General features: G+C 68.4%; 12 protein-coding genes and 1 rRNA gene. All 13 read right to left on the reverse strand.

The features are described 5' to 3' along the window. Nucleotides 1–300, reverse strand: a 16S ribosomal RNA gene (locus tag BR07_RS0118720); the annotation flags it as partial. Nucleotides 301–834: 534 nt separating this feature from the next. Beyond that, a complete protein-coding gene (tyrS, locus tag BR07_RS0118725; RefSeq protein ID WP_037186630.1) occupies nt 835–2,103 on the reverse strand; it encodes a tyrosine--tRNA ligase in 1,269 nt (422 codons plus the stop codon). A gap of 44 nt (nt 2,104–2,147) precedes the next feature. Then, nucleotides 2,148–2,795 (reverse strand): DNA-3-methyladenine glycosylase, encoded by a 648-nt coding sequence (locus BR07_RS0118730; RefSeq protein WP_051613585.1) that lies wholly within the window; start codon nt 2,793–2,795, stop codon nt 2,148–2,150. A gap of 31 nt (nt 2,796–2,826) precedes the next feature. Then, complete coding sequence (locus BR07_RS0118735) at nt 2,827–3,051, reverse strand: Trm112 family protein (protein WP_027506733.1); 225 nt, start codon at nt 3,049–3,051, stop codon at nt 2,827–2,829. A gap of 49 nt (nt 3,052–3,100) precedes the next feature. Further along, complete coding sequence (locus tag BR07_RS0118740; RefSeq protein ID WP_027506734.1) at nt 3,101–6,058, reverse strand: AMP-binding protein; 2,958 nt, start codon at nt 6,056–6,058, stop codon at nt 3,101–3,103. Between the two features lie 109 nt (nt 6,059–6,167). Continuing rightward, nucleotides 6,168–7,595, reverse strand: a complete 1,428-nt coding sequence (gene argH, locus BR07_RS0118745) for an argininosuccinate lyase (RefSeq protein WP_027506735.1) — start codon at nt 7,593–7,595, stop codon at nt 6,168–6,170. Next, entirely contained in the window at nt 7,592–8,818 is a 1,227-nt protein-coding gene (locus BR07_RS0118750; RefSeq protein WP_027506736.1) for an argininosuccinate synthase, read from the reverse strand. Before BR07_RS0118750 ends, argH begins: the two co-directional genes overlap by 4 nt. A gap of 53 nt (nt 8,819–8,871) precedes the next feature. Continuing rightward, nucleotides 8,872–9,375 (reverse strand): arginine repressor, encoded by a 504-nt coding sequence (locus BR07_RS0118755; protein WP_027506737.1) that lies wholly within the window; start codon nt 9,373–9,375, stop codon nt 8,872–8,874. After that, nucleotides 9,372–10,319, reverse strand: coding sequence for an ornithine carbamoyltransferase (argF, locus tag BR07_RS0118760; RefSeq protein WP_027506738.1), 948 nt, complete (start codon nt 10,317–10,319; stop codon nt 9,372–9,374). Before argF ends, BR07_RS0118755 begins: the two co-directional genes overlap by 4 nt. Next, a complete protein-coding gene (locus BR07_RS0118765) occupies nt 10,316–11,524 on the reverse strand; it encodes an acetylornithine transaminase (protein ID WP_027506739.1) in 1,209 nt (402 codons plus the stop codon). Before BR07_RS0118765 ends, argF begins: the two co-directional genes overlap by 4 nt. Continuing rightward, nucleotides 11,521–12,423, reverse strand: a complete 903-nt coding sequence (gene argB / locus BR07_RS0118770) for an acetylglutamate kinase (RefSeq protein WP_027506740.1) — start codon at nt 12,421–12,423, stop codon at nt 11,521–11,523. The genes BR07_RS0118765 and argB overlap by 4 nt, the downstream gene beginning before the upstream one ends. Further along, nucleotides 12,420–13,661 (reverse strand): bifunctional glutamate N-acetyltransferase/amino-acid acetyltransferase ArgJ, encoded by a 1,242-nt coding sequence (gene argJ / locus BR07_RS0118775; protein WP_027506741.1) that lies wholly within the window; start codon nt 13,659–13,661, stop codon nt 12,420–12,422. Before argJ ends, argB begins: the two co-directional genes overlap by 4 nt. Further along, nucleotides 13,658–14,716: an N-acetyl-gamma-glutamyl-phosphate reductase gene (gene argC, locus BR07_RS0118780; protein ID WP_027506742.1), complete on the reverse strand. Its 1,059-nt coding sequence runs from the start codon at nt 14,714–14,716 to the stop codon at nt 13,658–13,660. Before argC ends, argJ begins: the two co-directional genes overlap by 4 nt. Between the last annotated feature and the right edge of the window lie 48 nt (nt 14,717–14,764).

Below are 14,764 nucleotides of genomic sequence, written 5' to 3' on the forward strand. Positions count from 1 at the left end.
GGTCGCCCTCTCAGGCCGGCTACCCGTCGTCGCCTTGGTAGGCCATTACCCCACCAACAAGCTGATAGGCCGCGGGCCCATCCTGCACCGATAAATCTTTCCACCACACGGCATGCACCGCGCAGTACTATCCGGTATTAGACCCAGTTTCCCGGGCTTATCCCGAAGTGCAGGGCAGATCACCCACGTGTTACTCACCCGTTCGCCACTCGTGTACCCCGAAGGGCCTTACCGTTCGACTTGCATGTGTTAAGCACGCCGCCAGCGTTCGTCCTGAGCCAGGATCAAACTCTCCGTTGAAGACTCTTATCAACCCCCGGCTAGAAACCAGGAAGTCAATGAAAACTAGAGAGCCAAATCCAGCAATAAAACTCACGCCAGCAATAACTCCATTGCTGACAAAAAAGAACCGGTCCCTCCCCGACGGGAAGAAGGAGAAGAACCAGCAAACCAAAACAAAATATTGGCACTGACATTCATCGACACACTGTTGAGTTCTCAAAGAACACGCACACACCACCACCACCCACACGAAGCAGGAGGATCCGGGGCAACCGTTCCAGCCTAGCCAGCCGCACGGAGCCGAGTCAAGACTCGAACTCTTCGGTGACCAGGATGTCAGATGATCTACGGAGCCGGTGATCGAGGCCTTGCGGTCTCGGTCCGTGTCCGTGTCGCTCTGACTCGACAAAAGTTACGCGACGGATAACAGTGCGTCAAATCCGCAGGTCGGCCACACGACGGGCTCGCGACCATGCAGGTCAGCGCGCCGCTCCGGCGCCTCGCGGGCCTTCGAGTGCTCGAACCCCGACTGTGACCCCGCGCACGCGTGGCTCACACCGAGCGCCGTACGCCGGCCATGTTCTTCTTACCCCGACGCAGCACCAGCCACTCACCGTGCAGGAAGTCGTCCGCGGAGGGAGTCCAGTCCTCGGCAGCGATCTTCTGGTTGTTGACCGACACTCCCCCCTCCTTCACCACACGACGGGCGGCGCCCTTCGACTCGCACAGCGACGTGTCGACAAGAAGGTCGACGATCGTGCGCTCCTCCCCTGCCGGCAGCTCGGCGACGTCGGTCTCCGACAGCGCGGCCGACAGTGTCCCCGCGTCCAGGTCGCGAAGCTCTCCCCGGCCGAACAGGGCGGAGCTGGCAAGTTCGACGGCCGCGGTGTTGTCCGCGCCGTGCACCAGCGTCGTCATCTCCGCCGCCAGTCGCTTCTGCGCCGCGCGGGCCTGGGGTCGTTCTGCCGTCGCCGCCTCGAGTTCCGCCAGCTCGTCACGATCGAGGAACGTGAACCAGCGCAGGTACTTCACGACGTCGGCGTCGGCCGTGTTCACGAAGTACTGGTACCAGGCGTACGGCGACGTCATCTCGGGGTCGAGCCACAGGCTTCCGCCACCGGTGGACTTACCGAACTTCGTGCCGTCCGCCGCAGTGACCAGAGGAACGGTCAGCCCGTGCACGGCGTCGCCGTCCATACGTCGGGTGAGATCGATACCCGCGACGATGTTGCCCCACTGATCCGATCCGCCGACCTGCAAAGTGCAACCGTGCTGCCGATGCAGGTGCAGGTAGTCCTGCGCTTGCAACAACATGTAGCTGAACTCGGTGTAGGACATCCCGTCCGATTCGAGGCGCTTCTTCACCGTGTCCCGCGCCAACATCACGTTGACGGAGAAGTGCTTGCCGATGTCGCGGAGGAAGTCGATGGCCGACAGCGACGCGGTCCAGTCGAGGTTGTTCGCGATGACCGCACCGCCGGCACCCTCGAAGTCGACGAACCGAGAGAGCTGACCCTTGATGCGATCGGCCCACTCGGCCACCGTGTCGCTCGAGTTCATGACGCGTTCGCCGACGTCACGCGGATCACCGATGAGTCCGGTGGCTCCGCCGGCCAGCACGATCGGACGATGACCCGCACGCTGGAAACGTGACAGGACCAGCAGTGGAACGAGGTGCCCTGCGTGCAAGCTCGGTCCCGTCGGATCGAATCCCGCGTAGAGGGTGATCGGGCCGTCCGCGGTGGTCGCCGCTGTCAGTGCCTCGATGTCTGTCGACTGGGCTATCAGTCCACGCCAGGTCAGGTCCTCGATGATGCTCACATCGCTGATTCTTTCGCATGCGCGCACGTCACCCGACGGCGCCCTCAGGCCTGAGTACCGGGCTCCCCGGCGGGGTATGTCGGAGCTCGCGGGCTCCGTCGATAGGCAGACACGGCCACCGAGGGAATCCAGAAACGCCACGGACGGTCGGGAGCGGTGGACACGCCGACACGAGGACCTGACTGTACCGGTGACGTCGTCTCGTCCGACAGCGTCACCGACACTTCCGCGCTCTCGGCGAAGACACGAACACCGTTGTGAGCCAACGACAGTGCGAGAACACTCCCGACGTTGCCAGGTCCGCGCGCCATACCGAACTCCGGTGCGCGGGGCCGCCGCGTCCTGGCGACCGCGAGACCGTCGACGACCTCACCCGCGCGGATCAGGACGGCGCCGGCCGTTCCGTCAGGACCACAGACGATGTTCGCGCACAGGTGCATCCCGTAGCTGAGATAGACGTACAGGCGACCGGGCGGCCCGAACATGACCGAGTTGCGCTGTGTGGGGCCTCGGAACGAGTGCGCCGCGGGGTCGGGCCAGGGTCCGCCGGGATCTCCGCCGTACGCCTCCACCTCGACGATGCGCAGCGTGACGCCGGCGCAGGTCAGACTGGCGCCGAGCAGACGCGTCGCCGCGTCGACGGGAGTCGCGGACCCGAGAAGTCGTTCGGACGGCAGTACGGGGCCGGTCATGTCGGCGATCGACGAGTCGTAGTCGCTCCCGTCACTCCGCGATCGGAGCGGGCGCGGTCGCCCTGGCCAGAATGTCCTCGTGCTCGGCGTCGGTGGCGTCACGCGCATCGTCGATGAGCAGCACCGGAATGCCGTTCTCGATGGGGTAGACACGGCGCAGCCGGGGGTTGTAGAGCAGCTCGTCCTGGATCAGCAGAAGCGGACCCTTGTCCTGCGGGCAGGCGAGAATGCTGTGCAAGCGAGCATCGACGCTCAAGAGGACTCCTCGTTCCGTCGTCGCGTCGGTCTTCCGACGCGGTCTCACCCTACTGATGCGCGGTGAAGCGCTCCGCCGCCACTGCCTTCGTCATGCGCTTGTACTCGCCGGACGTCGACGCCAGATACCAGGTCTTGACCCCCGGACCGGGCAGTCCGGCAGCGCGCAGCGTGTCGTCGAGTGGTCGGAACGCGCGGCTCAGCGGGATGTCCGCGACCACGTGCACGACGTCGGGTCGCTCGGCCGGATCCAACACCAGCAGCGCGTCCGACACCATCGATGCCGTGAGGTTCTGACCCGCCCGCACGGTCACCGCGCACACCGACCACTGGTCACCGTGCTCCCCGATGCCGTACGCCACGGCCAGGTCCACCGGCTCCGCCTCGCCGATCGCGTCGGCTATCGGCTGCGGGTAGACGGGTCCGCGTGCGGTGGTGATCACCGAGCGCTTGTGCCCGAGCAACCAGTAGTCACCGCCCTCGTCCCGGCGGAACAGCAGGTTGGTCGGAGTCCACACGTCGCCGGCACTGAAGACACCACGCATGAACGCGCCGCTGGAGTCGTCCAGTCCGGGACGGCCGAGCAGCAGGCCGGGTTCGCCGGTCTCGCAGTGTCGGACGAATCCCTGCTCGTCCACGAGGTACCGACCCGAGACGGCGTCGTATGCCGCGAGTTCCACCCGTGCACTGCCCGGCAGCGGGCGACCCTTCGCCCCGATCTTCGTTCCCGCCACGTTCGCGAGGACGACGTCGCCCTCGGTGGACGCGTAGAACTCGAGTACCCGCGCAGGTGCCAGTCGTTCGAGCGTGTGCCGCCACAGGTTGGTGGGCATGCCCGATCCGATGAGGAGCCGTACGGCGTGCTGTCCTCGGTGCGGAAGGGATTCCGAGGTCAGGATGTCCCGCATCATGGTCCACGTGTAGGACACGACCGTGACGCCGTAGCGCTGCACCTCGTCCGCGAAGCGCTCGGGCTCGACACCGCGCGACAGCGCGATGCGGGACCCGCCCGCCAACGCGCCGCCCACCGCCACGAGCAGTCCGGCCGAATGGTGCAGCGGCGCCAGGCAGTACACGGTGTCGCCGCGGGACAGACCTGCGGAGCTGGCCGTACCGAAGGCCGACAGAGCCCAGCGGTAGTTGGTGATGAACTTGGCATCCAGGGTGTCGTCGTTCCCGCTGAACAGCACGAAGGCGAGTTCCCGTGCGCGCCCCGGGTTGGGGACGTACCACCCCGGCAACTCCACCGTCGACGGGTCGACCTGCTCGAGATCCACGACCAGGTCGGAGTCCTCGATGTCGAGCGAGCGGGACTCACCGCCGCCCAGGACCAGCACGTCCAGTCCGTGGTCGACGGACCCGGCCAGATTGTCGGGGTCGACGATCAGCAGTTCGACGCGCCCGAGTCGCAGCGACGCCGAGAGATCGCTGGTGGGCTGCAGCATGACGGCCACCGCGCCGATGCGGGACAGTGCGGCGACGGCGGCGAGTGCGCTCGGACGTGTCTCCATCAGCACGCCGACTTGCATCGCGGGGCGTACACCGTTGACGATCAGGCCGCGCACCACGTTGTCGATGCGCTGGTCCACGGCGGCGTAGGAGTACACACGGTCGTCGAACACGAAGCACTCACCGGCACTCGCGCGCCGAGCCTGCTCACCGAGCAGACGACCGAGGGAGACCTGCGAATGAGGTTGCAGCTGGCCGAGTCTGGCGAGACGGGGCAGTGTGCGAGCGGCCTCGGACGAGATCTCACGAGACCCCTTCACGGCCCCGGCCGCCGCCGAGGCGATGCCGCGACCGAGACCCAGGCCGACCTCGGCGATGGTGGCCGCGGTGTGGACGAGACGATTTCCCACCGACACGCCGCTCTCCGAGGCCGGGTGCTCGTCATACCCCATGGCGTGCACCTCGACCGGCCGCGGCCCCAGGCCCTCGCGCCACCGGATCCACCCCGCCGTGCTCGGCCACGTCTGCGTGGCCGCGGTGCTCCCCACCACCAGTCCGAAGTGCCCGGCGCGGAGCCCTGCTTCGTACACCTTGGCCCGCGGAGCCGCCTTGCGGATGCCGCGCACCGCGAGCGGTTGGCCGATGTCGTCGACCTCCCCCACGAACGCGAGGATCGGCATGGTCAGTTCCGCGAGCGAGACGACCTTGCCGCGGATGGAGAACCCACCCGTCATCATGCGGTTGTGCACGACGAACTGCGTCAACAGTTCCGCGACCGCCGGGCCCGACCAGGCGACCCACCCGTCCATCGCGAGGAACCGGCGCTGGGACTCGCGGGGCAGGAGCGCGTCCCGGTCGTGGAGCTGGAGCAGGAAGTCGATGCGCGACTTGACGGTCTTGGCCGGGTCGAGCAACTGGAACCCGGTGCGGGCCATCCAGTCGGTCACCGCGAGACGCGTGAACACGTGCTCGGCGAGGAACTCGGCACCCTTGGTGGCCACGTTCGCCGGGATCCCGAGAGGGAGCGCCGCGAGGGTGTCCACCGGACTGCCGAACGTGATGATGCTGGCGATGTCGCGACTCGAGCGGTACGCGGCGGCCTGGTAACAGAACATGCCGCCCTGCGAGTACCCACCGAGGTGGACCTCGCGACCCGTCCGCTCGGCGACGATGTCGATGATCTCGCTGATCGCGACGATGTGGTCCGCCAGCGTCCGGTTCCACCCGCCCTCCTCGGTGGCCGGCGAACCGAAGTCGACCACCCAGGGGTCCATCCCCGCCTCGTGCAGGATGCCGACGCCGCCCTGGTCGCGGGTGACGTCGTAGACGTCGGCCGACATCATCATCGGCGGTACGAGCACGACGGGCGGACCCGTCTGCTCGGACTCCGGGAAGTACCGACGCAGCCGGTACATACGATCGCGCGCGACCACCGAGAAGGGAGACGGAACGGCATCCGTCTCGAGTCCCCCGAGACGGATGACCTCGAGCCCGTTCTGCGCCGTGGCGACCACACGCCGCAACGACGTCGCGACCGACCCGGTGTCGATTCCCAGCAACTGCACTCCTCGAAGGCGGCATCGATTCGGTCGGTGTGGTCCACGACTCGTCGACCGATGAGGACACAGCGTCTCACACCACTCCGACCGCTCGGATCGGGTCGTCCCGTCAGGCCGTGATCCACGTCCTGAGCTCGCCCGCGGTGCGTTGGACCACGATGATCTGCTCCGCCACCCGCGCGGGCGCGGTACCGCCGCGGCTGTCCCGCGAGCCGATGGATCCGTCGACGGTGAGCACCGAGCGGACCTCCGGTGTGAGCGCCGGGTCGATCGTCGCGAACTCCTCGTCGGTCAGTTCGTCCAGACCCACACCGCGCGACTCCGCACGTCGCACGCAGTCGCCTGCCACCTCGTGGGCGTGCCGGAACGGCACACCGTTGCGGACGAGCCACTCGGCGATGTCCGTCGCCAGCGTGAATCCCGCCGGCGCCAGCTCGCGCAGCCGGTCGGTGTGGAAGGTGAGGGTGGACACCAACCCGGTCAGGGCGGGCAGAAGCATCTCGAGCTGGAGCACCGAGTCGAAGACGGGCTCCTTGTCCTCCTGCAGATCACGGTTGTACGCGAGGGGCTGAGCCTTGAGCGTCGCGAGCAGACCGGTGAGATTGCCGATCAGTCGCCCGGTCTTGCCGCGCGTGAGCTCCGCGACGTCCGGGTTCTTCTTCTGCGGCATGATCGAACTGCCCGTCGACCATGCGTCGGCGAGTGTCACGTAGCCGTACTCCGGGGTGCTCCACGACACGATCTCCTCGGCGAGACGCGACAGGTCCACGGCGGTCATGGCCAGGACGAACGCCGCCTCGGCGGCGAAGTCGCGCGAACTCGTCGCGTCGATCGAGTTCTCCGCGGAACCGTCGAACCCGAGCTCCGCGGCGATCTTCTCCGGGTCGAGTCCCAGCGACGAGCCCGCCAGGGCGCCCGAACCGTAGGGCGACACCGCGGCGCGGCCGTCGAAGTCCCGGAAGCGCTGCACGTCCCGCAACAGCGGATGGGTGTGTGCGAGCAGATGATGCGCGAGCAGGACCGGCTGCGCGGCCTGCGAGTGCGTCTTGCCCGGCATCGCCGCGTCGGGATGTGCCTGCGCCTGCGCGGTGAGGGCCTCGACCACGTCCAGCACGCCCGCCGACACCCGCCGCACCGCGTCCCGCAGCCACATCCGGAACAGGGTCGCGACCTGGTCGTTGCGCGACCTGCCGGCACGCAACCTGCCGCCGAGCTCGGGACCGACCCGGTCGATCAGCCCGCGCTCGAGTGCGCCGTGCACGTCCTCGTCGGACTCTGCGGGACCGAACGCACCCGAGTCGACGTCGGCGGCGAGCTGATCGAGGCCGGTGAGCATCGCCTCGAGATCGCCCGCCGTCAGCAGGCCGGCCGAGTTGAGCACACGTGCGTGAGCCTTGGAGGCACGGACGTCGTACGGGGCGAGCACCCAGTCGAAGTGGGTCGACTTGCTCAGCGCCGCCATGGCTTCCGCGGGACCCGACGCGAAGCGCCCACCCCACAGAGCGCCCGCGTTGGTGCCGTGAGCGGGTGACGTCACAGGTCCGACTGTCCCTGCGCCGCCACCGCGCCACGGTCACGGCTGGCGGCGATCTTGGACGACAGGCCGTGCAGCTGCACGAAACCCTTGGCCGACGTCTGATCGAAGGTGTCGCCCGCGTCGTAGGTCGCGAGATTGAAGTCGTACAGCGACTCCCCGCTGCGACGACCGTTCACGACGACGGTGCCGGCGTGCAGCACCAGGCGGATCTCACCGGACACGTGCTCCTGGGTATGCTGGACGAAGGTGTCGAGTGCACCCTTGAGCGGCGAGAACCACAGGCCGTCGTAGACCTGCTCGGCCCACTTCTGGTCCGTGTGCCGCTTGTAGCGGCCGAGCTCGCGTTCGAGGGTGACGTGCTCGAGCTCCTCGTGGGCACGGATCAGGACCATGGCGCCGGGAGCCTCGTAGACCTCGCGGCTCTTGATGCCGACGAGCCGGTCCTCGACCACGTCGAGGCGGCCGACACCCTGCTTGCCCGCACGGGTGTTCAGTTCCTGGATCGCCTGCAGCACCGACACCGGGCGGCCGTCGATGGCGGTCGGACGTCCCTTGTCGAATGTGATGACCAGCTCGTCCGGCGCGTTGAAGTTGGCCGTCGGATCCTCGGTGTAGTCGTAGACGTCCTTGGTCGGGGCGTTCCACAGATCCTCGAGGAACCCGGTCTCCACGGCGCGACCCCACACGTTCTGGTCGATCGAGAACGGCGACTTCTTGGTGACGTTGATGGGGATGCTGTTCTCCTCGGCGAAGGCGATGGCCTTCTCGCGGGTCCAGGCGTAGTCGCGCACGGGGGCCAGCACCTCGAGCTCGGGCGCGAGAGTGTTGAAACCGACCTCGAAGCGCACCTGGTCGTTGCCCTTGCCGGTGCAGCCGTGAGCGACGACGGTGCCGCCGTGCGAGCGCGCGTTCTCGACGAGGTGCTTGACGATGAGGGGACGGCTGATGGCCGACACCAGCGGGTAGCGGTCCATGTAGAGGGCGTTCGACTGGATGGTCGGCAGGCAGTACTCGTCCGCGAACTCGTCCCGAGCGTCGACGACGACGGCTTCGACGGCGCCGCAGTCGAGTGCGCGCTGCCGGATGACCTCCATGTCCTCGCCACCCTGGCCGAGGTCGATCGCCACGGCGACCACCTCCTTGCCGGTCTCGCGGCCGATCCAGCTGATGGCGACAGAGGTGTCGAGACCGCCGGAGTAGGCGAGGATGACGCGTTCGGCCATGGGGTGTGTGCTCCTTCGTGTGATTCGGACGTTCTGGGATTCGGACTGGTGGTTCAGCGCGCGAGATTCTCGATGCGGTCGGCGAGCTCGCGTCCGGACAGCGGATCGCGGGCAATCACGAAGATGGTGTCATCCCCCGCGACCGTTCCCACAATCTCGGGCAGTGCCGCCCGGTCCAGTGCACTGGCGAGATAGTGCGCGGCTCCGGGCGGCGTGCGGAGAACGGCCATCGTGGAGCTGGCGTCGGTGGAGACGAGCAACTCGCCGAGCAGCCGGGAGAGCCGATCGGTGCCGCCCGCGACCCCTCGGACCGGGCTGCCGTCCTCGGGAACGACGTAGACGCCCGCACCGCCGTCGGCGGCGCGAAGTTTGACGGCGCCCAACTCGTCGAGATCGCGGGAGAGAGTGGCCTGGGTGGCCTCGATCCCCTCCGCCGCGAGCAGCGACTGGAGTTCCTGCTGCGATCGGACCTGGTGGGTGGAGAGCAGGGCCACGACGCGCGCCTGGCGCCCGGCGCGCGTCGACGACGTCACCGGGCCCTGCGACTCGGCGGTCACGGCGTCCGTCGTCCCGATGCCGCCTGCTCGAGCAGCCACACCAGGACGGCCTTCTGTGCGTGCAACCGGTTCTCGGCTTCGTCCCACACGACGCTGCGAGGGCCGTCGAGCACCGTGTCGCTGATCTCCTCGCCGCGGTGGGCCGGGAGGCAGTGCAGGACGAGTGCCTCCGAGTCGGCACGGTCGAGAAGCGACTCGTTGATCTGGAACGGGCGGAGGGGTCCGACGCGGTCCAGGCCGTCGTTCTCCTGTCCCATCGATGTCCACGTGTCGGTGACCAGCACGTCGGCTCCGGTCGCGGCGGCGATCGGATCGTTCGTGACGGTCACGCTCGCTCCCGTCCGCTCACCGCGCTCCTGCGTGGCAGCCAGCACCGACGGGTCCGGCACGAAGCCCTCCGGGGCGGCGATCGTGACGTCGACGCCGGCGGTGACGGCGCCGAGCATCAGGGAGTGCGCCATGTTGTTGGCACCGTCGCCGAAGTACGAGAGGCGCAGACCTCTCAACGATCCCTTGCGCTCGGCGAGCGTCTGGAGATCGGCCAGCACCTGGCAGGGGTGGAAATCGTCGGACAGCGCGTTGACGATGGGCACGCTCGCCCCCGTCGCCATCTGCTCGAGGCGCTTCTGCCCGAACGTGCGCCATACGACGGCGTCGACGTAGCGGGACAGCACGCGCCCGGTGTCCTGCAGCGTCTCCTCGCGTCCGAGCTGCGTGCTGCGGCCGTCGACGACCACTGCGTGGCCGCCGAGCTGCGCGATGCCCATCTCGAACGAGAAGCGGGTGCGCGTCGAGTTCTTCTCGAAGATGACGCCGACGCCGCGCGGACCCTCCAGCGGGCGCCGCGAGAACGGTGCCTTCTTGAGTTCGGCTGCGAGAGCGAGGATCTCGGCCTGCTCCTCGGGGGAGAGATCGTCGTCTCGAAGGAAGTGCCGCAGTGTCACGAGGTCGCCTCTGCTGTCGGCCGCGCCTCGTCGAGGACCGCGGGAAGTGCACGGACGAACGATGCTGCCTGCTCGTCCGTGATGATCAGGGGCGGCGCCAGACGCAGGACGTTCGCCTGCGCCGCGTTCACCAGGAAGCCTGCGTGGCGGGCCGCGGTCTCGACATCGGCCGACACCGGCTCGGTGAGGACGATGCCCAGCAGAAGGCCCGCACCCCGTACGTGATCGACGAGGGGATGTCCGAGCGCCTCGATGTCGTGTCGCAGGATCTTGCCCAGCCGGTCGGCGTGCGAGAGCAGATCCTCGGACGCGAGAGTGCGCAGCACCGCCAGGGCCGCCGCCGAACACACCGGGTTGCCACCGAACGTGGTCCCGTGCTTCCCCGGGGTGAGCATGGCGGCTGCCGGGCCGATGCCGATGCAGGCGCCGATGGGCAGTCCCCCGCCCAGCCCCTTCGCGAGGGTGATGACGTCCGGGACGATGCCGAACCGCTGATGGGCGTAGAACCACCCCGTACGGCCGATGCCCGTCTGGACCTCGTCGAGGATCAGCAGGGCGCCGTGGCGCGCAGTGATCTCGCGCGCTGCGGGCAGATAGCCCTCCGGCGGGACGACGACTCCGCCCTCACCCATGATCGGTTCGAGGAAGACGGCGGCCGTGTTCTCGTCGACCGCCGCCTCGAGCGCGGCGATGTCGCCGTAGGGAACGTGCGACACACCGGCGGGCATGGGCTCGAACGGAGCCCGCTTGTCCGCCTGCCCCGTGAGCGCGAGGGCTCCCATGGTCCGACCGTGGAACGCGTTCTCCGCCGCGATGATGTTCGGTCGACCCGTGAGACGCGCGATCTTGAAGGCGGCCTCGTTCGCCTCGGTGCCGGAGTTGCAGAGGAACACCCGAGCATCGCCGCCGGCCGCGTGACCGAGGTGCTCGAGGAGGTGCTCCGCCAGTTCGATCGACGGCGGCGCCGCGTAGAGGTTGGACGTGTGGCCCAGCGTCGTCAGCTGGGCGGAGACCGCCTCGACGACGGCAGGATGTCCGTGGCCGAGGATGTTGACCGCGATCCCGGCGAGGAGATCGAGGTACTCCTTGCCGTCGGCGTCCGTCACCACGGCTCCCGAACCGCCGACCAGCGCCACGCGCGGCACGCCGTAGTTGTTCATCAGCGCATTCGAGAAGCGTTGCTGCAGTTGCTCCGTGCTGGTCATGCCCGTCCTCTCGTACTGCCGTCGTGCACCATCGTGCCGATGCCCTCGCCGGTGAACAGTTCCAGGAGCACGGAGTGCTCGAGTCGACCGTCGATGACATGGGCGCTGGGAACTCCCCCGCGCACCGCGCGCAGACACGCCTCCATCTTGGGGACCATGCCGGCGTCCAGGCCGGGCAGCAGTTCGGCGAGGACGTCCGCCTCGATCTCCGAGACGAGCGACCCGCGGTCCGGCCAGTTCGTGTAGAGCCCCTCGACGTCGGTGAGGACGACGAGCTTCTGCGCGCCGAGCGCCTCCGCGAGGGCCGCGGCCGCGGTGTCCGCATTGATGTTGTGCACGACGCCGTCCGCGTCGGGAGCGATGGTCGAGACGACCGGGATGCGCCCGGCCTCGATGAGGTCGTGCACCGCTGCGGGATTCACCGTCGTCACGTCCCCCACCAGACCGATGTCGGTGGCGACACCGTCGACGGTCACGGTGCGTCGAGTCGCCGTGAACAGGTGCGCGTCCTCGCCGGAGATGCCGACAGCGTAGGGACCGTGCGCGTTGATCAGTCCGACCAGCTCGCGACCGACCTGCCCGAACAGGACCATGCGCACGACGTCCATCACTTCGGGCGTCGTCACGCGGAAGCCGCCGCGGAACTCCCCCACCAGTCCGAGTCGAGTGAGCATGGCGGTGATCTGGGGACCGCCGCCGTGCACGACCACCGGGTGGATACCGACGGTGCGCAGGAACGCCATGTCGGCCGCGAACGCGGCCTTGAGTCGATCGTCGATCATGGCGTTGCCGCCGTACTTGACCACGACGACCTTGCCCGTCCACTGCTGGAGCCACGGGAGGGCGCCGGCGAGGATGCGTGCGGTGTCGTGTGCGGACACGGGCTCGGACGACGTCATGACGAGTACGCCGAGTTCTCTTCGACGTAGGCGTGCGACAGATCCGTGGTCCTGATCGACGCCGACGCGGAGCCGACACCGAGGTCCACCTCGACCGTGATGTCGACGGCCGAGAGATCGACCTCACGAGCGCCGGGCACACCCATGCTGTCGACGCACACGGGATCGCCGTTGAACGACACGACGATGCGATCGGGATCGAGCGCGACCGGCGCAATGCCCACAGCGGCGAGAACGCGGCCCCAGTTGGGATCGGAGCCGAACAGCGCCGTCTTGACGAGGGAATCGCGTGCGATGGTTCGCGCCGCCACGAGTGCGTCCTGTTCGGACTCGGCACCACCGACCCTGACGATGATCCGCTTGGTCACGCCCTCCGCATCGGCCATCAGCTGATCCGCGAGGTCGTCGCACACCGCGAGGACAGCGGCATCGAGTTCCTCCTGTGTCGCCTCGATGCCGCTGGCACCGGACGCGAGGAGCAGCACCGTGTCGTTCGTGGAGGTCGCGCCGTCCACGTCGAGTCGGTCGAAGGACTGTGCCGTCGCGTGTCGGAGGGCGCGATCGAGCTGATCGGCGCTCGCCACGGCGTCCGTGGTGACGACACACAGCATCGTCGCCAGCGAGGGCGCCAGCATGCCGGCGCCCTTGGCCATGCCGCCCACGTTCCAGCCGTTCTCGTGGTGGATCGCGGCCTGCTTCGGCCGGGTGTCGGTCGTCATGATCGCGTAGGCCGCATCGGTGCCGCCCGAGATGCCTCCGGCGAGCTCGTGCACCACCTCGGTGACACCGCCGAGCACCTTGTCCATGGGCAACCGGTCGCCGATCAGTCCGGTCGAACACACGGCGATCTCGCCGGCGCCCGTCTCGGTTCCCCAGTCGCTGAGGGTCGATGCGAGGTGCTCGGCGGTACGGTGCGTGTCCTGGAATCCGGGCGCACCGGTGCAGGCGTTGGCGCCGCCCGAGTTCAGGACGACGGCGCGGAGCCGACCGGAGGTCAGCACCTGCTGCGACCACAGGACGGGCGCAGCCTTGATCTTGTTCAGGGTGAAGACACCGGCCGCTGCCAGATCGGGGCCCTCGTTGACCACGAGGGCGACGTCGAGGCCCCCCTTGGCCCGGAGACCGGCCTCGACCCCGGCGGCCCGGAATCCCGCTGCCGACGTCACACCCTGTGTGCGGACGAGAACCCCGGGAGCTCGCGTGGGGGCGCCGGGAGAGGACTGGGTGTGGTCGGTCATGGTGCTGTTCCCACCGTGGAGAGTCCGGCGCTCTCGGGGAGTCCGAGAGCGATGTTCATCGACTGCACCGCGGCACCGGCGGTGCCCTTCGTCAGATTGTCGATGGCGGCGAGGACCACCAGCAAGCCCGCGTCCTCGTCGACCGCCACCTGCAGGTGGACCGCGTTGGACCCGAGCACCGACCCCGTCTGCGGCAGCTGCCCCTCCGGGAGAAGGTGAAGGAAAGGTTCGTCGGCGCAGTACTTCTCGTAGACCGCACGCGCCTCGGAGGCCGACACTGTCGTCGGAGCGGTGCACGTCGCCAGGATGCCGCGCGGCATCGGAGCCAGCACGGGAGTGAACGACACGATCACCTCGGTGCCGGCGATGGCGGACAAGTTCTGCGTGATCTCCGGCGTGTGGCGATGTGCACCGGCGATACCGTAGGCACGGACCGACCCCATGACCTCGGAACCCAGCAAGTCCGTCTTAGCCGCACGACCGGCGCCGGAGGTGCCGCTCACGGCCACCACGGTCACGCGGGGCTCGACCATGCCGGCTGCGAACGCGGGCGCCAGAGCCAGCGACGAGGCGGTGGGATAGCACCCCGGGACCGCGATGCGCGTCGCTCCGACCAGGGCGTCCCGACCACCGGGCAACTCGGGCATGCCGTAGGGCCAGTGTCCGGCGTGCTCCCCGCCGTACCAGCGATCCCAGGCGGCGGCGTCGGTCAACCGGAAGTCGGCACCGCAGTCGATGATCAGCGTGGAGTCCGACAGCTGTTCGGCGAGGGCGGCGGACTTCCCGTGCGGGAGCCCGAGGAACACGACGTCGTGCCCCTCGAGGGCCGCGGCGTCCGTGTCCACCAGCACGCGGTCCGCGAGCGGAACGAGATGCGGATGGTGTTGCCCCAGCGTGGTTCCGGCGTTTCCACCGGCCGTCAGGGCGCCGATGGCCATCCCGCCGTCGAGCACTGCCGGGTGTCCGAGCAGCAGACGCAGGATCTCGCCACCCGCGTAGCCACTGGCGCCCGCGACGGCCACCCGGGTGCCCGTCGATGTCGATGCACTGTCCATACGATGATTATGCATGACGGTGCAAGCTCATTCAAAAGCGGCGCACCG

The sequence above is a fragment of the Rhodococcus sp. UNC23MFCrub1.1 genome, assembly GCF_000686025.1.
Classification (GTDB): domain Bacteria; phylum Actinomycetota; class Actinomycetes; order Mycobacteriales; family Mycobacteriaceae; genus Rhodococcoides.

Bases quoted from the DNA above. Each gene is read 5' to 3' on its own strand.
- argB (WP_027506740.1), bottom strand. From the start codon at position 12,423: ATGACGTCGTCCGAGCCCGTGTCCGCACACGACACCGCACGCATCCTC.
- argJ (WP_027506741.1), bottom strand. From the start codon at position 13,661: ATGACCGACCACACCCAGTCCTCTCCCGGCGCCCCCACGCGAGCTCCC.
- BR07_RS0118765 (WP_027506739.1), bottom strand. From the start codon at position 11,524: ATGACCAGCACGGAGCAACTGCAGCAACGCTTCTCGAATGCGCTGATG.
- BR07_RS0118750 (WP_027506736.1), bottom strand. From the start codon at position 8,818: ATGGCCGAACGCGTCATCCTCGCCTACTCCGGCGGTCTCGACACCTCT.
- BR07_RS0118730 (WP_051613585.1), bottom strand. From the start codon at position 2,795: ATGACCGGCCCCGTACTGCCGTCCGAACGACTTCTCGGGTCCGCGACT.
- argC (WP_027506742.1), bottom strand. From the start codon at position 14,716: ATGGACAGTGCATCGACATCGACGGGCACCCGGGTGGCCGTCGCGGGC.